Origin of the sequence: Mycoplasma sp. (ex Biomphalaria glabrata), from assembly GCF_001484045.1 — a bacterium.
Taxonomy (GTDB): Bacteria; Bacillota_I; Bacilli_A; order Mycoplasmatales.
On sequence record NZ_CP013128.1, the window covers coordinates 234,303 to 257,509 of the forward strand.

17 protein-coding genes and 11 tRNA genes are annotated in these 23,207 nt (G+C 30.3%); 3 read left to right on the forward strand and 25 right to left on the reverse strand.

Annotation, left to right across the window (positions count from 1 at the left end; genetic code table 4):
* Positions 1–9: 9 nt before the first annotated feature.
* From ASO20_RS00945 to trxA, 22 genes are all read right to left on the reverse strand, one after another.
* Positions 10–1,659, reverse strand: coding sequence for a phospho-sugar mutase (locus ASO20_RS00945; protein ID WP_085056060.1), 1,650 nt, complete (start codon positions 1,657–1,659; stop codon positions 10–12).
* A 19-nt stretch (positions 1,660–1,678) separates the two neighbouring features.
* Positions 1,679–2,830: a methionine adenosyltransferase gene (metK, locus tag ASO20_RS00950; RefSeq protein ID WP_085056061.1), complete on the reverse strand. Its 1,152-nt coding sequence runs from the start codon at positions 2,828–2,830 to the stop codon at positions 1,679–1,681.
* Between the two features lie 66 nt (positions 2,831–2,896).
* The gene (locus tag ASO20_RS00955) at positions 2,897–4,474 is read right to left on the reverse strand and encodes an APC family permease (RefSeq protein ID WP_085056063.1); all 1,578 of its coding nucleotides are present in this window, start codon (positions 4,472–4,474) and stop codon (positions 2,897–2,899) included.
* The gene (locus ASO20_RS00960; protein WP_085056064.1) at positions 4,455–6,044 is read right to left on the reverse strand and encodes an APC family permease; all 1,590 of its coding nucleotides are present in this window, start codon (positions 6,042–6,044) and stop codon (positions 4,455–4,457) included. Before ASO20_RS00960 ends, ASO20_RS00955 begins: the two co-directional genes overlap by 20 nt.
* A gap of 6 nt (positions 6,045–6,050) precedes the next feature.
* A complete protein-coding gene (locus tag ASO20_RS00965; RefSeq protein ID WP_085056066.1) occupies positions 6,051–7,661 on the reverse strand; it encodes an APC family permease in 1,611 nt (536 codons plus the stop codon).
* Positions 7,662–7,840: 179 nt separating this feature from the next.
* A tRNA-Phe gene (locus ASO20_RS00970) sits at positions 7,841–7,916 on the reverse strand.
* Between the two features lie 4 nt (positions 7,917–7,920).
* Positions 7,921–7,996, reverse strand: a tRNA-Asp gene (locus tag ASO20_RS00975).
* Between the two features lie 3 nt (positions 7,997–7,999).
* Positions 8,000–8,076: transfer RNA gene (locus ASO20_RS00980), tRNA-Met, on the reverse strand.
* Between the two features lie 93 nt (positions 8,077–8,169).
* A tRNA-Ser gene (locus tag ASO20_RS00985) sits at positions 8,170–8,262 on the reverse strand.
* Between the two features lie 6 nt (positions 8,263–8,268).
* Positions 8,269–8,343: transfer RNA gene (locus ASO20_RS00990), tRNA-Ile, on the reverse strand.
* Positions 8,344–8,348: 5 nt separating this feature from the next.
* Positions 8,349–8,424: transfer RNA gene (locus ASO20_RS00995), tRNA-Ala, on the reverse strand.
* 5 nt (positions 8,425–8,429) lie between these two features.
* Positions 8,430–8,506: transfer RNA gene (locus tag ASO20_RS01000), tRNA-Pro, on the reverse strand.
* Positions 8,507–8,509: 3 nt separating this feature from the next.
* A tRNA-Met gene (locus tag ASO20_RS01005) sits at positions 8,510–8,584 on the reverse strand.
* Between the two features lie 5 nt (positions 8,585–8,589).
* Positions 8,590–8,666: transfer RNA gene (locus ASO20_RS01010), tRNA-Arg, on the reverse strand.
* A 3-nt stretch (positions 8,667–8,669) separates the two neighbouring features.
* Positions 8,670–8,745, reverse strand: a tRNA-Cys gene (locus ASO20_RS01015).
* 92 nt (positions 8,746–8,837) lie between these two features.
* Complete coding sequence (locus tag ASO20_RS01020; RefSeq protein WP_085056068.1) at positions 8,838–11,165, reverse strand: ABC transporter permease subunit; 2,328 nt, start codon at positions 11,163–11,165, stop codon at positions 8,838–8,840.
* Positions 11,165–12,073, reverse strand: a complete 909-nt coding sequence (locus tag ASO20_RS01025; protein ID WP_157061695.1) for an ABC transporter permease — start codon at positions 12,071–12,073, stop codon at positions 11,165–11,167. Before ASO20_RS01025 ends, ASO20_RS01020 begins: the two co-directional genes overlap by 1 nt.
* Positions 12,055–13,179, reverse strand: a complete 1,125-nt coding sequence (locus tag ASO20_RS01030; RefSeq protein ID WP_085056071.1) for an ABC transporter ATP-binding protein — start codon at positions 13,177–13,179, stop codon at positions 12,055–12,057. The genes ASO20_RS01025 and ASO20_RS01030 overlap by 19 nt, the downstream gene beginning before the upstream one ends.
* A gap of 184 nt (positions 13,180–13,363) precedes the next feature.
* Positions 13,364–14,275, reverse strand: a complete 912-nt coding sequence (locus tag ASO20_RS01035; RefSeq protein ID WP_085056073.1) for an HAD family hydrolase — start codon at positions 14,273–14,275, stop codon at positions 13,364–13,366.
* Positions 14,232–15,017, reverse strand: coding sequence for a hypothetical protein (locus tag ASO20_RS01040; RefSeq protein ID WP_085056075.1), 786 nt, complete (start codon positions 15,015–15,017; stop codon positions 14,232–14,234). The genes ASO20_RS01035 and ASO20_RS01040 overlap by 44 nt, the downstream gene beginning before the upstream one ends.
* Positions 15,018–15,030: 13 nt before the next feature.
* Positions 15,031–15,891, reverse strand: a complete 861-nt coding sequence (locus ASO20_RS01045; RefSeq protein WP_085056077.1) for an HAD family hydrolase — start codon at positions 15,889–15,891, stop codon at positions 15,031–15,033.
* Complete coding sequence (gene trxA / locus ASO20_RS01050) at positions 15,884–16,195, reverse strand: thioredoxin (RefSeq protein ID WP_085056078.1); 312 nt, start codon at positions 16,193–16,195, stop codon at positions 15,884–15,886. The genes ASO20_RS01045 and trxA overlap by 8 nt, the downstream gene beginning before the upstream one ends.
* A 126-nt stretch (positions 16,196–16,321) precedes the next feature.
* Here trxA and eno point away from each other — a divergent pair, with 126 nt between their 5' ends.
* The 3 genes from eno (at position 16,322) to ASO20_RS01070 (ending at position 19,455) form a co-directional block, all read left to right on the forward strand.
* Complete coding sequence (gene eno / locus ASO20_RS01055) at positions 16,322–17,668, forward strand: phosphopyruvate hydratase (protein ID WP_085056080.1); 1,347 nt, start codon at positions 16,322–16,324, stop codon at positions 17,666–17,668.
* 22 nt (positions 17,669–17,690) lie between these two features.
* Complete coding sequence (locus tag ASO20_RS01060) at positions 17,691–18,356, forward strand: MBL fold metallo-hydrolase (RefSeq protein WP_085056082.1); 666 nt, start codon at positions 17,691–17,693, stop codon at positions 18,354–18,356.
* Between the two features lie 331 nt (positions 18,357–18,687).
* Entirely contained in the window at positions 18,688–19,455 is a 768-nt protein-coding gene (locus tag ASO20_RS01070; protein ID WP_085056085.1) for a glucosamine-6-phosphate deaminase, read from the forward strand.
* Between the two features lie 253 nt (positions 19,456–19,708).
* Here the strand turns inward: ASO20_RS01070 and ASO20_RS01080 are convergent, their stop codons facing one another.
* From ASO20_RS01080 to ASO20_RS01090, 3 genes are all read right to left on the reverse strand, one after another.
* Entirely contained in the window at positions 19,709–21,466 is a 1,758-nt protein-coding gene (locus ASO20_RS01080; protein WP_085056087.1) for a PTS transporter subunit EIIC, read from the reverse strand.
* A 533-nt stretch (positions 21,467–21,999) separates the two neighbouring features.
* A tRNA-Leu gene (locus ASO20_RS01085) sits at positions 22,000–22,084 on the reverse strand.
* A 72-nt stretch (positions 22,085–22,156) separates the two neighbouring features.
* Entirely contained in the window at positions 22,157–23,206 is a 1,050-nt protein-coding gene (locus tag ASO20_RS01090) for an oxidoreductase (RefSeq protein WP_085056089.1), read from the reverse strand.
* Between the last annotated feature and the right edge of the window lies 1 nt (position 23,207).

Consider the following 23,207-nt stretch of genomic DNA (forward strand, 5'->3'; position numbering starts at 1 on the left):
AAAGTAAAACTATCTAATTATATTTTTAATACTTTCTTCAATTTTGTTAATTTTATCTTTAGCAGCAATCACACTAACATCTCTTATCGTTATATAAAATTTTAATTTCGGTTCAGTACCTGACTTGCGAATAGCAACTCATGAGTTATTATCCTTACTTAAAAAAATTTTTATTGTTGGAGATGAGTCAAATTTATTTGTAATAATTTTCTTATCTACAACATCCAATTGACCAATTGAAGAAATATTATTTCTTAAAAAATTTGTAAAAATATATTCAATTTTTTGTAAATTATCACTTTCTAAATAAATTGTTTTGTATTGATAAAATCCAAAATTTGAATATATTTCCATCAAAACATCATCCAAATTTTGCCCTTGATTTAAATAAAAATTCATCATGTCACAAAAAACTAAAGAGGTTTGAATTGAATCTTTTTCCCTTAATCCATCAAAAGTTAAATAACCAATTGCTTCCTCAAATGCAAAAATAAATTTTTTATTATGAATATTTCTTTCGATTTCATTACCAATTCATTTAAAACCAGTTGAAGTTTTTATTTCACTGTAGTTATATGAACGAGCAATTTCTCCAGGTAAATCACCTGAAACCATCGTTGAAACGATGAATCCTTCGTGACGTAATTTGTAGACTTTTTTCATTTGCATGCACAAATAATTAGTCAATAAGGTTGCCACTTCGTTTCCGTGTAATATTACAAACTTGTCCTGCCTATTTTTATATGCAATTCCAACTCGATCACCATCAGGATCTGCAATTAATATTAAATTTATGTACTTATCTTTTTTAGCAAAAGTTATTAATTCATTAAAAGATTCAACATCTTCTGGATTAATGGCATGAACTCCCTTAAATTCTGGATTTGGAGTTGCTGTTTTTGGAAATATGGTCATTTCAAAACCTAATTCGTTAAATAAATTAGGGATAATTTCATATGTTGTTCCACACTGCGGTGAAAATAGAATTTTCATTCTTTTAGGTAAATTGTAATTAAAAATGTTTTGCTTAATGGTTTCTACAAAACCCAATTCAATTTTTTCTGGTAATTCACATATCAATGGTAAATATCCATTACATTTCATATTAAAAACTTGCTCTTGAAAATCTGGTAAAAATTTCTGAATTTTTTGAGTGTCTTCTGGTAATAATTGACAACCAAATTCATTATAAACTTTACAACCGTTATATTCTTTAGGATTATGACTAGCTGTAAAATTCATTCCTCCAGCTGCTTTTAAAATGCGAATGCAATACGATAAGAAAGGTGTAGTCTTTAATTCGTTCTTATGCGCTAGGTAAACTAGAACATTGGAATCACTCAATATTTTTGCAGCTTCTATAGCGAAATCATAGCTATTAGCACGATTATCGTGGAAAATAACTACACCTTTCTTCTTAATTGTGTATAGTGGTCATTTTTGCTTTAAAAATTCTAAATAAGCTAAAGCGATTTGCCTAACTGTATACTTATTGAGTAAACTAGGTCCTGGTCCCATTTTTGCGCGAACCCCGGCCGTTCCGAATGTAAGAGGGCTCCCAAAAGCCTTTTGTTTTTCTGAATCACTCATTTGACTAATTTCTTTTATAGTTTTTTCGTCGCTTTTTTCTATTCAAAAATCAAAAACTCTTGTATCCATAATATTCACTTATATTATTTTAACTAATTATTTTTCTTTTAATTTCTTCAACCTTATTTAATTGCTCTCAACTAAAATTATGTTCTTCCTGACCAAAATGCCCATACGCTGCTGTGTTAAAATACTTTGTTTTTCGTAAATTTAAAGTTTCTATAATTTTACGAGGTTGTAAATTAAATACTTCACGAATTACTTTAATTATTTGATCATCAGAATATTTTGAAGTACCAAAAGTATTAACACATATTGAGACTGGATCGCTATAGCCAATTACATAACCAATTTGAATTTCGCACTCATCAGCAATTCCTGCTGCGACTAAATTTTTGGCAATATATCTTGCAGCATACGCTGCACTTCTATCAACTTTTGTTGGGTCTTTTCCTGAAAATGCTCCACCCCCATGACGACTTCAACCACCGTATGTATCAACAATTATTTTTCTTCCTGTCAAACCAGTATCAGCCACAGGACCACCAATATTAAACGGATTCAAATAGATTTTATCTAAATTAGGTAATGTCATATTGTGACATTCTAGAACTGGTTTGATTATACTTTCGATAATAAATTTTTTTGCTTGAGGTAAATCAATATTTTTTGCACATTGAAATGACAATACAATGGAATCTACTTTAGCATCTTTTTGATTGTTATAAAATTGAATAGTCACCTGCGATTTCATATCCGGATAGGCATCAACAAATTTTCCATTCTTTCTTAATTTACTGGCCAAATTGACAATTTCATGAGCTATAGTAATTGGTAAAGGCATGTAATTATGCGTACGATTTGTTGCAAAACCAAACATAATTCCTTGATCCCCTGCGCCAATATCTTGTTCATCTAACGAATTAGTAACTACATCATCAATTTCTGAAGATTGTTTATTAATAATAACTTCAATTGGAAATGTTTTGTAATCTAAATATTTATCATTTGAGTCATATCCAATATTCTTTAATACGCTACGCGCTAATTTTTCCACATCTGTTTTGTATGTAGATTTTATTTCCCCTGAAATAATTAATTTTTTAGCAGTAATGAAACATTCACATCCAACGTGAGCATTTGGGTCATTACTTAAAAATTCATCTAGTACCGCATCACTAATAAGATCACAAATCTTATCTGGATGCCCTTCACTAACCGATTCTGATGTAAAATACATATCTCCTCTTTCTATAATCAAATCTTACACTGGCAATTCTTTTCCGTCAATTATCAATAATAATATTTATTCGCATTGAGGTTTTGCAATATCATTTTTAATTTGTTTAGCTAATGGATGTAAATCGCCTTCAGGAAAATATTGATATAATTTCAAATCTGGATTTTCGCGAACATAATCTACAAAACTGGTTGGAAATTTTTCATTTGAAAAATACTTATTACTAATAAAATTCAAAATAAAACCAATCATTAATAACGGAATAAAGAAAATATACGGCAATCATGCCACCACAATATCTTCAATTTTTGTACTATTAATTGTTATCACAACAACAGGATAGACTAACGAAAACGCTAAAAAAGCAATACCAATTGTTGCGTAAACAACTATTATTAGTTCAATTTTGGACAATTCAATAGACTTATTTTTATATTCTTTTAGAATAGCTAATGTTGATGTCATGTACATCATAATAAAAGTTAATGACGCTGCATTTAGAGATGATTCTAATCTTTCAGCATAAGAATTATTTAATAAGGAAATGATTACAAAAAATGCAATAAAAACAAAGCATATAATTGAATCTAACCACACACAACGTGAAAATTGGGAATGTTTATTAACTTTTGCAAAATAACGTGGGAAAACGCCATCGATAGTTAAAACAAGCAAATTACGAGTTTGCACTCAAGCTGCTTGTATTCTAAGAGTTGCTTTATTGGCAATCTGTGAAGGAATTGCAATCCATAAAAAAATGGTTCCAATAGTTGCAAATGTCCCTACACCAAACGTTGCAATTAATGAATTAATAGGATTTGGGTCAATAGCATCTGTCGGATTTAAAGAATTCTTTCCAGAAGGCCCTAACGCATTAAGCATAAATATAAAAAACAACACATATATAATAAAACCTATAATAACAGTTGTCATAATAGCTCATGGAACAATTTTCTTTGGGTTCTCTACTTCTGCGTTAATAACGGAAATTCCTTCAATTCCGCCAAAACAAAAGAAAATTAATGAAGTTGCTGAGCAAATATTTAAAAACGATAATCCTTTAAGGTGAGGTGGATTTACTAAACGATTACAAACGCCTTCAATATTGTGAAGTGAATAAAAAAAATAAATGGTAGCAAAAATTAAAACACCCAAAATTACTAATCATTTTAACGAAGATAAAATGAAAACTAATCATTTTGATGAATTAAAACCATGATTCATGATTCATATGATAAGAAAAAATAATAATGCTGCACCTAATATTATTAATCACTTAAAATTGTTATATATCTCAGTTCCTTGAAACGTTCAAACAATTCCGGCTATTGAAACAACAGCTAATATTGGTGATTGTATATAAGAAGATCACACATTTAGCAAACCTACTTTTTTTCCAAAAGCTCTTCGTGTAACAATATAACCGCCAGAGTATGAATTTGGATAATTACGAACAATGACTGCATAAGATATTCCAACCGAATAAGCAATTGTTGATACCAAAAACAATGCTAATATAAATCACAAACCTAAGAAACTATAAAGTTGCCCAATCGTCATCACAAAACCTATTCCGATAATGTAATTTATTCCAAAAAATAACGCTGTAAAGCGTGACATTTTTTTAGTTATTTTTTTCTCCATTTAAGCGTTGCTTTCTTGTACTTTCAATTTCTATATACAACGGATGTTGTTCATAATTTGGAAAGTACTTATAAAATTCCAATTCTGGGTTTTCAATAATAAAATCAATTAATGACGTTGGAAAATGAGTATCTTTTTTGTTCATAATATATTTTCCTATCAAAAAGATAACAACACCGCACAAAACACCTAATACATAAAAAATGACCGGAAATCATGCCATCACAATATCGCGAGCCGACGATTTTGTATCAAATGTATCTGAAATAATTGGATAAATAAAGGTAAATATTGCAATACACATTGATGCAAATGCATAATAAACCCATAATTTTTCTTTTTTATTTAAATTAATTTCTTTATTGTAATTTTTTTTCATAATCGCTAGAACACTAATCATGTAAATAAATAAATAACTTAGAACAATGGCTGATAAAACATTAGATAAGTCGTTGATTATTTCAGGGTTTGTAATACTCAACACAACAAAAAGAATAATAAAAATTCCAGAGATTATTGAGTCCAATCAAATACATCAATAAAATTGCCCGTGCTTATTAATCTTACCAAAGCGTTTTGGTAACATTCCCTCGATCGTTAATACCAACATTACACGAGAATTAATTCAAGCGCTTTGAGTTCTTACTGTGCATTTATTTGCAATCTGGGAAGAAATAATAAAGTAAAGTAAAACTAATCATCCCCCAGTAGCTACTCCACCTAACATTGTAAATAGAATTGAGTTAATTGAATTTGGCGTTTCTGAAGAAGTTCCGGTTGGATATAATCCATCAGGACCATTCGGGCCTATAACATTTAACACCATAACAAAGTAAATTAAATATAGGAATGTTCCAGCTATCATTGTGTACAAAACAACTTTTGGTAATGTTTTTGTTGGATTATCAATGTCGGCAGAAATTGAACTTGTCCCTTCGATTCCGACAAATGATAGAAACAATAGCATTATTGAAGTACACAAATTAGCAAATGAGAAATCAACATTACCATTCACTATGTGCGACTTAATACGCGCGAAATCATGCAATGAATAAAGAAAATAAATTGTAGAAAAAGCAATTGCTCCTAAAATTACTAATCATTTTAATGATGAAAAAATGTAAAGTAAACGATTCGATGCTCTTAAACCATGGTTCATTACAAAAATAATTAAAATGAACAAGAAAGCAGCTAACAAAATAACAACTCATAAATAGTGCTTATATAAATATGTTCCTTGAAATGCTCATATCATTCCAGCTATCGATGATATTGCAACAATTGGCGATTGTAAATATGTACTTCATAAACTGATAAATGCAATAAAGCGATTAAAAGCACTACGCGCAACAACATAGGATGTTACATAGGAACTTGGGTATATTTTTGTTAAATAAACAAATGATAAACCGATGGCATAAGACATTGTTGCAACGATTATTAGTGCTAGGATTAATCACAATCCAAGAAAATGATATATTTGTCCAATTGATATAAAGAAAGTAAATCCAACAACAAAATTAAAACCAAAAAAAATTGCTGAACGTTGAGAATATTTTTTATGTTTCATTGATTATTACGTGTTCACTATTTCAACAGCTGGAATGTGATCATGATGTTTATAGTCATCTAAAGTTTTTAAAACAGATTCATCAACAGATTCTGGATTATGTTTCAAATATTCTACAAAAGATGGGTCTAATTTTTGATTTTGTCATCCTAATTTCTTTGAACAAATAAAAATTACTAATCCTAAAAATACAGAAATAATTAAACCAATAAACTGAAAGGCAAATTGTTTAAAGTCAGGAGAACCAATTCCTTCACTTGTTCAATAGAAAATTCCTTGTCCAATAAAACCAACCAAGATTAATAAAATCGCACCCAAACTAAATAAATACATTGCAATTTCAAATTTTGAACATTCCATTAATTTTTTGCGTCATAGATTTAATATTGCACAAATTGCTCCAATGTAATTCAAAAAGGCAACGATTGTATAAATTCCTAAAGTATTTGCTAAATTATTAGCAACATCTTTTGTAGCAAAAATGCACAATAAGGAATAAGTTAAAACTAATACACCTGTTAAACATGAATCGAACATTAAACATCTATTGAATTGTCCATGTTTATTAACATGTGTAAATCATTTTGGGATTCATCCGTCAACAGCAAGTGGCAATAATAAGCGAGTATTAACTCATGGGTTTTGTACACGTGATGTCGATTTATTAGCAACTTGAGAGATAATTCCAATTGAACCTATAGCAAGGAAAATACCTGTTCCGGCTCCTAAAACTTGTTTAATAACTGTATTAATAGGGTTTCCATCTGCGGCTCCATTTGGAATAATTGATGATGCACTTGATTGATCAGCTCCTAATGCTCCAATAAAGGCAAAGTAATAAACTAGATAAAATATAGTTGCAACAATAATAACAACGATTAATACTCATTTAAGATTTTTCTTTGGGTCTTCAATATCGTCACTAATTGCAGCAATACCTTCAAAACCACCAAAAGCAAAAAAGAAAGTTAAAACGGATGTAATTAAATCTCAAAAAGAAATTTTTTGGTGAAAACCTTTTCCAGTAAAATTATCAATAATTTGCTGCCCATGACCTGTTGCACCAAGTTTAATTATTTCAGCAAAAGCAAATAATAATGATGATCCCAAAATTAATCATTTTAAACCTCACATAAATCATAATGAGAATCTTGTTGTGTTGAAACCAAAGTTTACAACAGCAATTAAAACAACAAATAAACCACCAGCACCAATGAATAATCATGGTTTAGCATCATTAAATGCTTGAGGTGTATTCAAGTCTCACCCAAAAAAGTTCGCATTTTGAAACGCTCATACAATTCCAGCAACCGAACTAATGGCTACAAATGGTGCTTGAATGTATTGAAATCAACCAATTCAAAAAGAAACATTTTTTCCTATACCATTTTTTGTATATAAATAAGAACCACCATAACCTTGGAACTTAGCCGATAAATTAGCAAATGCTAAACCTACACCATAAGCAATAACAGCGCAAATTGCTAGGATAATTGGAAAACCAATTATTCCTGATGTTAAAAAGGATTGCCCTAGCCCCACAACAAACGCATAACCCACAATGAAGTTAAAAGCAAAGAACAATCCTCCGTATTTTGAAAACCTCTTTTTCTGCATATAAGTTTTATTTCACCCCTTCTTTTAGACTAAATTAATAGTCATACAATTATTAATATGCATTATATATTAATTTCAATAAATTTTAAAGGGATTATTTCTGCAAACACAAAAAAAGTAGGAATTACCTACTTAATATAAACGATTATTAATTTAAGTTAATTTCCGAAAATTAATAATGGTGGCTTTGAGCGGAATTGAACCGCTGACACAAGGATTTTCAGTCCTTTGCTCTACCGACTGAGCTACAAAGCCATAATGGCGGTCCTGACGGGACTCGAACCCGCGATCTCCTCTGTGACAGAGAGGCATGTTAACCACTACACTACAGAACCATATGGTTGCGGGAACAGGATTTGAACCTATGACCTTCGGATTATGAGCCCGACGAGCTACCAGACTGCTCCATCCCGCGATGTTGTCAAACAAATTAATTTTACATATTTTTGTTCATAAGACAAATAAATTAACATGTTTGTTTTAAGACCAACATTTAAACATAAAAAAATGGCGGAAGCAGAGGGATTCGAACCCCCGCGGGCCTCGCAGCCCCTTTCGGTTTTCAAGACCGACCCCTTCAACCGGGCTTGGGTATGCTTCCTAAACTTGGTGGATCCTACAGGGATCGAACCTGTGACCAATCGGTTATGAGCCGACAGCTCTGCCGCTGAGCTAAGGATCCTTAAATGGTGGAGTCAACCGGAATCGAACCGGCGACCTATTGCTTGCAAGGCAATTGCTCTACCTACTGAGCTATAACCCCATAAATGGTCGGAAAAACAGGACTCGAACCTGCGGCCCCTTGGTCCCAAACCAAGTGCTCTACCAAACTGAGCTATTTTCCGAAATGGTAGCGGAGGTGAGATTTGAACTCACGACACTCCGGGTATGAACCGGATGCTCTGCCGCTGAGCTACCCCGCCGTAAATGGCGTGCTTGACAAGAGTTGAACTCGTAACCTTTTGATCCGTAGTCAAACGCTCTGTCCAATTGAGCTACAAGCACGTTTGGAGGTGCCGGTCAGATTCGAACTCACGATAGTGGAGTTGCAGTCCACGGCCTTAAACCACTTGGCTACGGCACCAAATGCAATGTTGATTAATACAAAGCACCTAGTAATTTTAACACTTATTTTTTCAATAATCAACTTTAGCAAGCACCAATATTTCATTTTAATTAACCTGATATATCTGCGAGAATGGTATTGTATTCCTCGACATAAACATCTGAAAAAGCATAAATGTAAATACTATATCCTTTTTGATTTGGGTATAGACTAGCATCAGGTCATTTTAAATCCATATGTAAAATCTCATCACTTAAAGTATTTTTCTCTGTTGGAAATTTATTTGGATCTATAGTAATTGATCATGTTGGTTTAGATTGATCAAAAACTGGTAACCCATTACAGTAATCCATTAAGTATGTGTATTGTTTTTTTGAATATATATAACCTAAAAACTTATATGAGTTTTCCAAATTCTTACCACTCTCAGATTTTAATAGCGAGAAACCATCAATTCATAAATTTCCATTAAATCCGTTATATGGATTAGTTGTTGAATTTGTAATTAACTTGGCGTTCGCTAAGTTAGTAATAAGTGGTCTTAAACTTGGATATTTATCAACAGCAAATAATAAATCAGATGAGTAAACGATGGCAATATCATATTTACCGCTACCAATCACATCCTGAATGCCATCCCCTTGAAAACTAATATTGTCATCTATCTTTAGTACTTGCTTAAAAAAATTAGTAGCTGAATGAATTGCATTAGCACTAACCGCATTCTCCCCGTCATGCGTAATGCTATCTAAAATTTCCTTATTATCAGGAGTTGGATTATTAATGTTTGCACTAGAAAGTAATTGCTTTTCACCATTCGATTCAGCTGACAACATTAATTGAAAAATAAATCAAAAAGTATTTCTAGAATCATCAGATAACACGATACGTTCATGATTTTTAATTGCATTTCAAATACTATCAAAATTAGGTTGGTACGATGAATTATTTTTGTCTAACATCATTAATGTTCCTCAATTGTAAGGTAATAAATATGTGTCATTAAAATTATCACTCGGTTTTAAATTATCAGTAATAGATGGTACCTTTTGTAAAAGTTCAGAATTAAAACCATTTTTAACATCAGCAGCACTATAATTTGTGCCACCATACATGTTCATATATTTTGCAAGTTTTGTAAAATCAATTTTCTGTAGTTTTGGATTAGCATAATTATTATCTTTGTCTAACAGTTTAGTAACATAATAATCACTTTCCATTATTAAGTCATAATTATGTGTTAATAATTTAGCGCCCATTTGTTCTGAATTAGTAAATGTAGTAACATTTGGAAAAATTCCTGTCTTATCATTAAAACTATTGTAAGTGTCATCATCTATATATGAACCATAAATAGCAAGATCTAATTCATTAGCTGCTTGCTCAAAATAATAAATTAAAAAACCTGTGCCACCAAACAGTAGTGCTATTACTCCCCCTAAATTTAAAAATCGCTTTGTTCTTGCTGAATTTAAAATTGCTAAACGTGAATTTTTAACACTTAAATTTTTGGAAAAAAAACTTTCTTTTGAAATTTTTGCTTCTAATTTGTCGCGATCTGCTTGTAATTTTTTAATTGTCTGTTCTTTATTAGAACGATTTGATAGTTCTGCCATAATGATACGTTGATTCATTTTAACCAAAGCTTTTATAAGAATATTTTTCTTTTTTAAAAAATTCTTCGCAAAATTAATTACTAATAAACCCACCGCTAATAAAATTAAAATAAAAATAAAAAAAACGTTAACGATTGGAGTCAATGATTTTTGAGTATATAGATAAATTGAGATATTTTGCACATTTCCGCTAGTAAAGTAAGAAATAATAAAATCATCAAATGACATTGAAAAAGCAATAGCTGCCCCTATGTAAATACCAGGGCGAATAATAGGTAAAATAACTTTTCTTAATGTAGTCATTGGAGTTGCTCCCAAATCATAACTTGAATCAATAATATTAGTATCTATATTTTTAATTCTCGTTAAAACAGTTAATAAAACATAAGGAACACAAAAGGAAACATGAGCACAAACTAATGAAAAGAAACCAAATGGTAAAAACATCCCCAAAAAGAAAATTAACAATGCTGTTGCGGTTAAAATATCTGCATTAATCAAAGGAATATTGTTTATCGTTAACACAAAATTACTAATTCGTTTGCTGGTTCTTCATAAACTAACAGCAGCTAGTGTTCCAATTATTGTTGCAATTAAAGTACTGATTACAGCAATAGCGATAGTATTTAAAATTATTTTTCAAAAAGCTACTGAACGAAAGAATGCACCAAAGTACTTAAAACCAAAACTGTAATCAATAAAAGAACTAATTGAGCCATTATTATTAAACGCTAAAATTATCATTACGATAATCGGAATGTAAATAACAAGTAAGATAATCAACATATAACTTGCTGAAAAAAATTTTTTTAAATTCTTCATTACTCTCCTCCCTCCATTTTTTTCTTTTTATCGTTATTGAAAGTAGTTTTATGTTCAACAAAGCGCAAAATAAGTACAAAAAATAATGACATTGTTGCGACCATTGAACCTATTCCAGTTGCTTGAATAATATTTCCACCGCTTAAAAAATAGTTTTCAATTATTTTTCCAATATTGATGGATTTCCCACCACCAAGCATTTCTGGGATAATTAGAGTCGTTAAAGCTGGTAAAAAAACCAAAATTATCCCATTAATTATTCCCGGAATTGACAAAGGGAAAATTATTTTTCAAAACGTTGTTCAACGATTAGCACCAAGATCCCCGCTCGCAGCAATAATTCATTTATCAATCTTATCCATGCTATTGATAATACTTAGGATCATAAATGGTAAATATAATAAAACCATCCCAAGTACCATCACTCCTAAACTGCCTAACATATTAGGGTCGATTCAATTAATTAACGCTTTTAAACCAAGAGTTCTTAGCAACATATTCAATCAAATTGGTAAAGTAAAAAGTAATAAGTACATTTTTGTACGTTTTTTTACAACAAATTTTAATATATAGCAAATTGGTAAAGCAACAATAATAGAAATTATAACTGTTAAAGATGCCATTAAAATTGAATATCCAAAAACAGCTAAATAAGCATGATTTTCAAATAATATAATTCAATTAGCAAAACTCAATCTAAACGCAAGAGAGGAATCATCTCTAACAATTAAAGAGTAAAATACCATAATAATTAAAGGCAAAACTATTAGAATACCGGCAACTAAAATATATGGAATCAACAATGTGGAAAAGTTTTTTGAAGAACTTAATGGATTAATTGTTTTTAGAGGCTTAATTTTATTTTTTGCCACATCAAAAAAACGTTTCACTATTGGATTTCCTTTCACATTACGTGAATATCTTCTGGAGTTCAATGTAACCCAACTTTTTTGCCTTCTGGGTGGTAATCAGTTGTGTGCACTAAAAAACTACGTTTTCTTGTTTTTACTAAAATTTCTCAATGCACTCCAATGAATGCTACATTTTGAACTATTCCTGTAAAGAAGGTTTTTTTATTAGTAGCCTTAATAATGTCGATATCTTCTGGGCGAATCATTATATCCACTTCTTGATTATGTCCAAAACCCTTATCCACACAATTAAATTTTTTGCCGTCAAAAGAAACTACCTCATCTTCAATAAAAATAGCATCTTCAATAATATTTGATTCCCCGATAAAACTAGATATTCATCTTGATTCTGGTTCGTTATAAATATCGATCGGAGTTCCATTTTGAATAATATTACCTTCATTCATTACAACGATACGATCACTTAATGTCAAAGCTTCTTCCTGGTCATGAGTAACAAAAATAAAAGTAATCCCTACTTTACGCTGAATTTTTTTCAATTCAACTTGCATATTTTTTCTCAAAGCATTATCCAAAGCAGAAAGTGGTTCATCTAATAATAAAATTTTTGGTTTGTTAATTAGTGCTCGTGCAATCGCTACTCTTTGTTTTTGACCACCTGATAAATCGTTTGGGTTAGCATAAATAAAATCTTGTAGGTTAACAAGTTTAACCACTTCTAGAACTTGTTGTTCTATTTTATCTTTATCTATTTTTCTAATTCTTAATGGATATGCAATATTTTCGTAAACATTCATGTGAGGGAATAAGGCATAGTTTTGAAAAATAGTATTAATTGGTCTTTCATAAGGTTCTCAATTGCGAATATTTTTTCCTTCGATATAAATTTCTCCAGCACTAGGTTGCTCGAACCCAGCAATCATTCTTAAAAGTGTCGATTTTCCACAACCAGAAGGTCCTAAAATTGTTACAAATTCACCTTGTCTGATGTCCAAATTAATTCCTTTTAAAACAATTTTCCCATCGAATTCTTTTGAAATTGAACGGATTTCAAGAATATTTGAATCCTTATGTTCAAATTGCTCATGCTCATTTAAGTGATGAGCATGTGTGATGTGTTTTTGTTTTTTTTGGAATAACATTTTTGCCTCCTTTTTTTCTCATAAAAATCAAAGTAATTGTAATACTTTTTTTTCGAATAAAAAAGAAAATTTTTGTCTAAATTTTGACTATCTTTTTGCTAGGTTTTTTTTGATTTTTTTTGAGTCATTTGTTTCAAATTTTTTTTATCTTTTTTTATAACTTTTTTTTCAGTTTTTTTAACATTTAATTTTTCTTTTTTTGAGTAATTCCTTCAAATTCTTTCGTGTCAGAAAATTCAATTTTTTCTGTTAAAACATATTTATTTATTGCGTCCGCAACTCCTGATTCTTTATTTGTTCCAGTTGTAAATTTAGCCACTTTCTTTAATTCAGTAATAGCATTCCCCATAGCAATAGAAACACCTGATACCTTTAGCAAAGGTAAATCATTTCAACCATCGCCAATAGCCGCTACTTCTTCCATCAAAATATCTTTTTTTGCAGCCAATCACTTAACAGCTTCGCCTTTGTTTACGTTCAAGTTTGTAATTTCAATACTTAAATTGTGGGTCGGAGCTACTTCTAGTTTTCCGCTAAATTTTTCAACTAGTTCCTTTGTTTTTGTTTTTAGTTCTTTTTTCTTGATGAAACCTTTTGTATAAATAGCAATAATTTTATAACAAGAGTTTTGAAATTTTTTCATATCACTTGTCTTGGCTATTTTTTCATTAATTTGTGATGCAACGATTTTTGCAATTCACGAAGAAATATTAGAGTATGGCCCGCTGGTTGTATAAACTAAAAATTTTCAACCATTGGATTGTAAATATTGAATAGCTTCTTTCATTAATTTTTCTGGAATTAAATTAGAGTAAATCACTTCGCGTTTGCGAATATCGTAAATTTTTGCACCATTTAGCGAAACTACATACCCTTGATTTTTATTAATAAGAATATTTCTAGCAACCGGCAGTGCTCCTTGAAGATCGCGACCAGTCGATAAAATTATTTCAATTCCCTCTTTTTGTGCAGCAATGCATGCAACATGATTTTTTCGAGATAATAAATGACGATTAAACAATAACGTTCCGTCTAAGTCCAAGCAAAGTAATTTAATTTTTTGATCTTGTATTTTTTGGTGTAGTTTGCTTAACATCAGTATCTCAATCTTTTATGTGTTTTGCTACAATATATCACACTAGTGTAAAAAGCTCAAACGCAAGGAGTGCAAGTGGTAAATATTGTCAACCATCATTTTCTTGTAAATTCGTCACAGGATAAATGTTAGTTCCTATTTTCAATGCAAATATTATATAAAATATGATGTAAATTATTGGATAAACTAAAATTCATAAAAAGAATTTTTTCTCAATAATAAAATTGTGATAAAAATGTAAATGATTAATAGTAAAAATTATTAAAAATCATGGAATAACAAAATGAACCAACACATTGAATAAATCGAACGGTCATGCATTATCATGAAACATTTTTTGACCACTGGGTTGATTAAGCACACCAATACCAATAAGTGACACGTAAATTACAACTGCAATCATAACAACAGTGTCATAAATTGCTACAGCTAAAAGTGCATATTTATTAGTTAACTTTACTAGTCATTTATTAGTTGAATTTGTGTAATGTTGAACAAGCATGATTGCAAGAAAAAAAGTAACCATTGTGGTTGTTAATCAAGTGAATTGTGCAAACATTGAAAAAGAAAATGGTGAAAATAACAGTTCATGATTTGGTAATTTTATATCAGCAATATCGTAAACTAGACCTACAATGAATCTTGCAAGTAATGTTAAGAAAAAGCTCAAAAATGCTACTCACATCAATTTTAAATTCACACGGTTATGTCTTTCGGACATTAATGGATTAGAAGTGTACATATTTATATTTTAATTATTTCAGAATATCAAATATAAAATCTTCATCATTTGTTTTTTGTGATTGAAATTTTGCACCACGTAATGCATCTTTTGTTGCATTTTTTGGAACAAAAGAATAGTGAGTAGTTTTTAACATAAATTCATCGTTTCCACTATCGCCAAACGAAATTGTTTGTTCTAAATTAATATTCATTTGATTGGCAACAAATTTGACCGCTAAACCCTTATCTGCATTTTTTCTTGTTATCTCTAGGTAACTTACATCGTCATGAGAAAGTGACCATGCAAAATTGTATTCATGACCATATTTTGCAATTAATTCTTTTGCGGTTTTCATTGATTTTTCATCATTTCTTTCAATATATATAATAAATTTTAAAATTTTATGGCGAGGTTCAAATTCTGAACGGAAATGGTCATACATAGTAATTCCTTCAGTTCTCTCAATAAAATATTCATCCAAATATGTTTGAAATTTAGTTTCTTGATCAATCGGTCAATTGTGATAAACATTATTTCTTTGCATCGCACGGAAATTTAATTTATTTTGATTACAAAAAGATGCAATTTCATTAATAAAGTTAGTATCTATTATCGATTCAAATAACAATTCTCCTAAGTCATTTAGAATAATTGCTCCATTAAAACTAATTACGTATGTTGGTTTTAATCCTGCTTTTTGACATTTATAACGAACAAAAATATCAGGTCTCCCTGTTGATACCACAAAATAATTTCCTTTTTTTTGTCACTTTTTAATTGCTTCTATTGTCTTCGGAGTTATTTCTAATTTTCTATTTAACAAAGTTCCATCGAGATCAAAAAAAGCGATGTATTTTTTTCCGTCATAAAATGTTGATGGGATTTTAGACATTAAAAGTTTCTTTCAATAACTTTAGAACCGCAGCCTCTGGTTTAAAGCCTGAAAATTCCGTCACCATTTGCCCATTCTTAAAAAGCATTACAGTTGGAACAACTTTTATTTTAAAATCACTTCCTAGTTTTGGTTCCTCTTCAACATCAACTTTATAAAAGTTAATATTTGGCATTGTGCTTGCAATTTTTTCTAAAATTGGGGCCATCATTTTGCAAGGTCCACATCATGTTGTGAAAAAATCAACAACTACATAACCGTTTTCAATTTTTGAATTAAATTCACTTGTTTTTATTTTTTCCATTATTCCCTCTTTATACTAAAAATTAATTTTATTATAACTCAATATTTGGTAATAAATTTTGTTTAAAAAATATTCCTTTTGAAATATAATCATATTTAGGTTTATTAAAAACTATAGGAGAAATTAATGTCAAAAATTATTTACATACATGCTCGTGAAGTATTAGATTCACGTGGTAATCCAACTATTGAAGTTGATGTTGAAACTGAATTAGGTGGATTTGGAAGAGCTATCGTTCCTTCTGGTGCTTCAACTGGTGAATTAGAAGCTCTAGAATTAAGAGATGGCGACAAAAGTCGTTATGGAGGTAAAGGTGTTTTAACCGCTATTAATAACGTAAACAAAATTATCGCTCCGAAAATTATTGATGCTGAGTTAGATTCTTTATCACAAAGACACATCGACGAATTAATGATCGAATTAGATGGAACAGATAATAAAAAGAAATTGGGAGCTAACGCAATCCTTGGTGTTTCAATGGCTTGTGCAAGAGCTAGTGCGGATGAGTTAGGAATTCCGCTATTTAGATATTTAGGTGGAACTAATGCTTATACTTTGCCAGTGCCTATGCTAAACATTATCAATGGTGGTGCTCATGCTGATAACTCAATCGACTTCCAAGAATTTATGATTGTACCAGTTGGTGCTAGTTCATTTAAAGAAGCTGTAAGAATGTCAGCTGAAACATATCACGCTTTAAAAAGTATTTTACACAAAGCAGGGTTAGCGACATCGGTTGGAGATGAAGGTGGATTTGCTCCAAATTGTGGTTACGAAGAAGCCTTAGATTATATCGTTGAAGCTATTAAATTGGCAGGTTACAAACCAGCAACATCCGGTAGTAATGCAATATCAATTGCCCTTGATTGTGCTAGTTCAGAACTTTACAAAAATGGTAAATACAATTTTAAAAAGTTATCAAAAGAAACAGGTAAAGAAGTGATTAAATCAACAAGCGAAATGATTAGTTTATTTAGTAACTTAATTGATAAATACCCAATTATTTCAATTGAAGATGGATTAAGTGAACATGACTGAGACGGATTTGTTGAAATGAAAAAACAGTTAGGTCATAAAATCCAAATTGTAGGAGATGACTTATTTGTTACAAACCCAAGTATTCTGAAAAAAGGTATTGAAAAAGATGCTGCCAATGCAATTTTGATTAAAATTAACCAAATTGGTTCATTAACAGAAACATTTGATGCTATTGAAATGGCTAAAACAGCTGGATGAACAAATGTTGTTTCACACCGTTCAGGTGAATCAGAAGATACAACGATTGCTGACATTGCAGTTGCTTTAAATACAGGTCAAATTAAAACAGGATCAATGTCAAGAACTGATAGAATAGCAAAATATAATCAGTTACTAAGAATTGAAGAAATCCTAGGTTCAACTGCTAAGTATGCCGGAAGAGATGCATTCTACAATCTAAAAAATAAAAATAGTCGTGAGACTATTTTTTTATAATTAGATATAAAAAGGAAAGAAAATGAATATATTCAGAAAAGAAAAATCGCCGATAGTTAATGTTCCGAAAAATATTATGTCACTAGTAATCGGACGTTTTAAAGAAAATACTTACATAGTTTCTAACAAAAATGAATGTATTTTAATCGATCCAGGAAATGATGCAAAAAAAATTATCGATCAAATATTAAAAAATAATTTAACACCAGTTGCTATTTTATTAACACATGGACATTTCGATCACATTGGAGGCGTTAATGAGATTTTAGAAAAATGAGATCTTACTATTTATGGAGGTAAAAATAGCAATGCTTTTTGCAGCAATCCTCAATATCATTATGGTTCACCTATAATTTCTATTAACAAAACAATTCATGAACAAGATGATAATACAGAAATTAAGTTAATTAATTACCGTATTAAATTTATGGCAACACCAGGTCATACTATGGATTCATGTTTTATAATTTTTGAAGACCTAAATTGTATTTTTACTGGTGATACCTTGTTTTATCACGATATTGGGGCTTTGCGTTTTGCTACCAATAATAAAGAGCAAATGCGATTAACGCTTAAAAAAATTAAGGAATTAAGGGATAGTTACCTAATTTTCCCAGGTCATAATAATTTTTCCACTATAGGAGAAGAAAAAATTAATAATCCTTATTTAATAAAAGATCTAATATAAGTAAGGATAAAATGCATTTAATCGATATTATAATCCCATTAATTATTTCTGCGGGTTTGGGAATATTATTTTTATTTCTAAACAAACGACGCCAAAATATTTGAAGAACCGAAAAAAAATGAACTCCGTGATCTGACAATAAAATGACAAGAATTTTAGATTTTACATGGCGTAACATTTTTGGAATACTTGCATTTATTTTTTTATTTGGTGCAATATCTATAATATTTGCATTAATTTAGTTAAAAATTATCGTTTAATAAAGATTTGCATATTTTGAGTAAAAGCAATTTATAATAAAAGCAAATTAATTAATATTTAAAGGAATATAATGAAAAATAAAATTTTACTATTTAAAAATCGCAGTAGCGTTGATGCATGATTGGTACAAATTTATAAAGAACAAATTAAAACTAAACCGCATAGTGTTTTAGGTTTTGCAACCGGCACAACTCCAATTAATTTTTACAAAATGCTTCAAGAAGATCATCAAAAAAATGGCACAGATTGAAGTAAAATTGTTGCGTTCAATTTGGATGAGTTTGTTGGTATACCAATTGGTCACAAAGAGTCTTTTAGAACCCAAATGGAAAATAATTTATACAACGGATTGAATATTAATATTAAAAATACACACTTACCAGACGGAATGTGCATTGATTTAAGTCAAGAAGCAAATAATTATGAAAAATTAATTAAATCTAAAGGTGGTATTGATCTCCAATTTATTACATTAGGGGTAAATGGTCACATGGCATACAATGAACCAGGTACTAGTTTGAAAACTAAAACTCATGTTACAGGATTGACACCAGCTACACGCGAAGAAATTGTACGACAAGGAAAATTTAGAACATTGGAAGAGACACCAACAGCAGCTATAACTATGGGTGTCAAAACTATTATGAATTGCAAAAAAGTATTAATGGTAATTGTTGGTGATAATAAGGCAACTATGGCTAAAAAAGCATTGGAAGAGACACCAACAGCAGAAATCCCGGCTTCACAACTACAGAAACACAAAAAATGCTTATTTGTTATGGATGAAGATTCAGCGAAGTTATTAGATTTAACAAAACACGATGTTAAAAGAATGTAATATTAATTAAAACCCCTAAAATTAGGGGTTTTAATTAATTAGGAAAATTATTATTTAAAATTGTTCCAATTATCACAACAACTATTACAAGAATAAATAAACCTGAAACCACAAATCAAGTTCAACGGTTTTTGTAGATACTAATTTTCATTCTTTCGATTAAACTAGAAATTTTAAAATTTGTTACCTTAGAAGTATGCTGTTTTTTAGAATATTTGATCTTTTTCGTTTTTACATTTTTAGTAACCATAAATTATCCTTCAATCTTACACATTTTGTTCATAAAGATAACAACGTGCTCAACATCTGTTCCTACAATTATTTGATATGAATTTGCACCTAGCCTACGAGTTGCATATGCTCCAGCCGCCTTAATGGCTGCATCATTAATTTTTGAGTTATCCTTAACTTGTAGTCTAATTCTTGTAGCACAATTTTCTAGAGTAATTATATTGTCTTTTCCAACTTCTTTTAAGAAAATTTCAGCCATACGACGATAGCGATCACTTTTATTTGTACTACTTTTTGTTGTGGCGCTAATTGATGAAGTTGATGTTTTTTCCCACATGTGTGTCATTTCTTCTTCATCTTTTCTTCCTGGAGTTGGAATATTCATTTTTTTAATCAAATAAGAGAATGTAAAGAAATACATGACAAATCCGATAGCGGCAATTGGTCAAACTCATAATGGATTACTAAAAACGGTATTCCCTTGAGCACTAATATTATGATCTTGATTAAAAATTGAAATATCTCAACTTGTTTTAAAAGAAATTAAATAATCAATTAACCCAGCTGAAAAACCAAAACCAACATGGATCCCACAAGCAATAGTTATAGCACACAAAATTCCTGTAAAAATAGCATGTATTCCTCATAGCAAAGGTGAGACAAAAATAAAAGCAAAAGCAAGTGGTTCATCAATTCCTGTTAAAAATGAAACAAATGCTACTCCACCTAAAAAAACTCAAACCTGTTTACGTTTATTTTTAGAAGCTGCATAAACCATTGCAATTGCTGCTCCGGGTAGACCTCCCAAGAACATTGGGAAATAACCAGTTGTAAATTCCCCTGCTGTATTTAATGAATTTTGGAAAGCATTTATGTCTCCAAAAATTGTTTCAGTTTGACCAGTGTAAACATTAGTTCCACTAACTGGCAAAGCAAATCATAAAAATGTATTTAAAATATGATGTAAACCAAATGGTTGCATTAAACGATTAATAACTCCGTAAATAAATGCACCGATTATTTTTACCCCACTACCTGAACCTAATCAAGTTCCTAATTTAACTAAAGCGAATTGAAATCACGGTCATGTTAACGAAAATAATAATGCTAGCGGAATAGATGCAGCTATTCCAACCATCGGAACAAAACGACGTCCACCAAAAAAACTTAAAGCAGCAGGTAATTGAATTTCTTGATAACGATTATATAGTCATGCAACTATACATCCACAAACAATTCCGCCTAACACTCCTGTGTCCAAAATGTACTGTGGTGCATTTCCCTTTCCCATATCTAAATACATTAATTCAGATAATGATTGACCATTGCTCATAGTAACATTCAAAACGTGCCCATAAAACAATTCTGGAAACATTCCTTTTGCTGTTAATGACTGAAGAATTAAATACGAAATTCCTCCAACAAGTGCAGCTTCTCCACGATTATCTCTAGCTAAACCAAATCCAAGTCCGATTGCAAAAACTAATGCAATGTATGTGAATACAGTTGCTCCGGGAATGTGAATTACTTGCCCTATTCAATAAAGAATATGATATCCGATTCCATTTAAAACATTCGATGTTCCCTTTTGAGTGGAAAGATCTATGAATAGTTGACCGATACGATTCAATAATGCTGCAAAAGGCAAAATTGCTATTGGATACATCAACGCTTTCCCTAAACGCTGTAGTTTTGCCATCATACGATCTTTAAAGTCAGTATATTTATTTGATTTAATATTATTTAAAGCGGGTGATTTTTTTAATGTTTTTGTATCCATGTTTTTGCCCCTCATTTTTAATTTTAAATTAAAAAAAAGAACAATCATTAAGAACAACATTAGGATTTTTAGTTCAACAAAATATTAATACAATAGTATTTTTATATTATTTAAAAAAACAAATATTTATTAGCATTTTCACATTACTAAGTTTTATATACTAGAAATAGATAAATAATTAAAAAAAGGAATATATGGCTTTCTCAAGAGAAAAAAAATTAGATATGTGAAATGAACGTTACGGAGACAAAGAAGTTGCTAAATGTCGTTGTTTTTGTCCAATGCATAAAAATAAGTTAGGAAAATTAAATGAAGATGGTGGATGAGATGTCGGGGTTAAAATGTTTAAAAAAGATGATGGTAATCCCTCTAACTATCGTCCTTTATGTAAAAATTGTATAGCTAATCAGAAAAAAGAAAAACCTACTAAAAAAACTAAAGCAGCAGCTAAAAAAGAAAAAAATAGAGCATTGCTCTATTTTTTTATGGTGATGCGATTTTTTATTAAAATAATTTCTTATAAAAATAAAAAATGGTGCACGTGAAGGGAGTCGAACCCCCACGCCGTAAGGCGCTAGATCCTAAGTCTAGTGCGTCTGCCAATTCCGCCACACGTGCATAATCTTTATCTCTTAGGACATATTAAATTATATAATTTTTATCAAAAAATAACAATATTTATGAGTTTAATTATTTATTTCGCTTAGCATGGCTAACTGGATTTCATCAAGGATTATTGTTTCAATGGTAATCATTTGTAAATTCTTCCTTAGTTAATATATCTGTCATAATGATGGCTGGATTAAATAATGCACAACGCCCGATTGCAACAGCATCGGCACCGTTATCTAATGCCTTTAAAACGTCTTCTCTAGTTTTATAACGATTAACCGCAATAACGTTTTTTTTCGTAAGAGTTCTAAACGTTTTCATTTGACTAAAAAACGGTAACTGTTGGTCGTAAGTCATTTCTTCTTTAATAATTTTGTTGCTTTTTAAATCAATTATATCCCCGCCAGAAATATGATAATAATCCAAATACTTATCTAATTCTTTAACGATTGGTGCAAAGTCTAACGTTTTAAAAGTGGCATTATCGTTATCAGATGGAGATAATCTAATCCCGGTTGGTAGAATTTTTGATATACCTTTAACAATTTCAATTAAATATTTACCGCGTTCACATATATCTTTTGTCTTAATTAAGTCATTTGTATAAGGATTTAACATTGAACAAATTAAATAACCGTGCGCTCCATGAATTTCAATAAAATCGAATCCAGCCTTTTTAGCTCGTTTAGCTGCACTAATAAAATTTTGAACTACTTCTATTAAATCATTGTCATTACAAAATCTAGCATTAGTTCCAAATCATTCGTTCGCTTTTTTGGTTACACCAAAAGCATTTGGTACTTCTGCTTTAGAACCAGCATGCGCTAATTGAATACCAATTTTAGAACCCCCTTTTTTAACAATTTCTACGATTTTTTTAAGACCATCTATGTGGCGATCATCTCATAAACCCAGATCTTTTTCAGTAATTTTAGCATTTGGACTAACAGCTGTAGCTTCAACTATGATGGTTCCATACCCGCCATAAGACCTTGCTCCATAATGCATAATGTGATAATCATTAGCATAACCATCAATAGACATGGCTGTGTCCATAGGTGGTAAAATAATTCTGTTTCTTGCAATTACGTTACTTAATAATTCAAGTGAATCACTTATTTTTTTCATA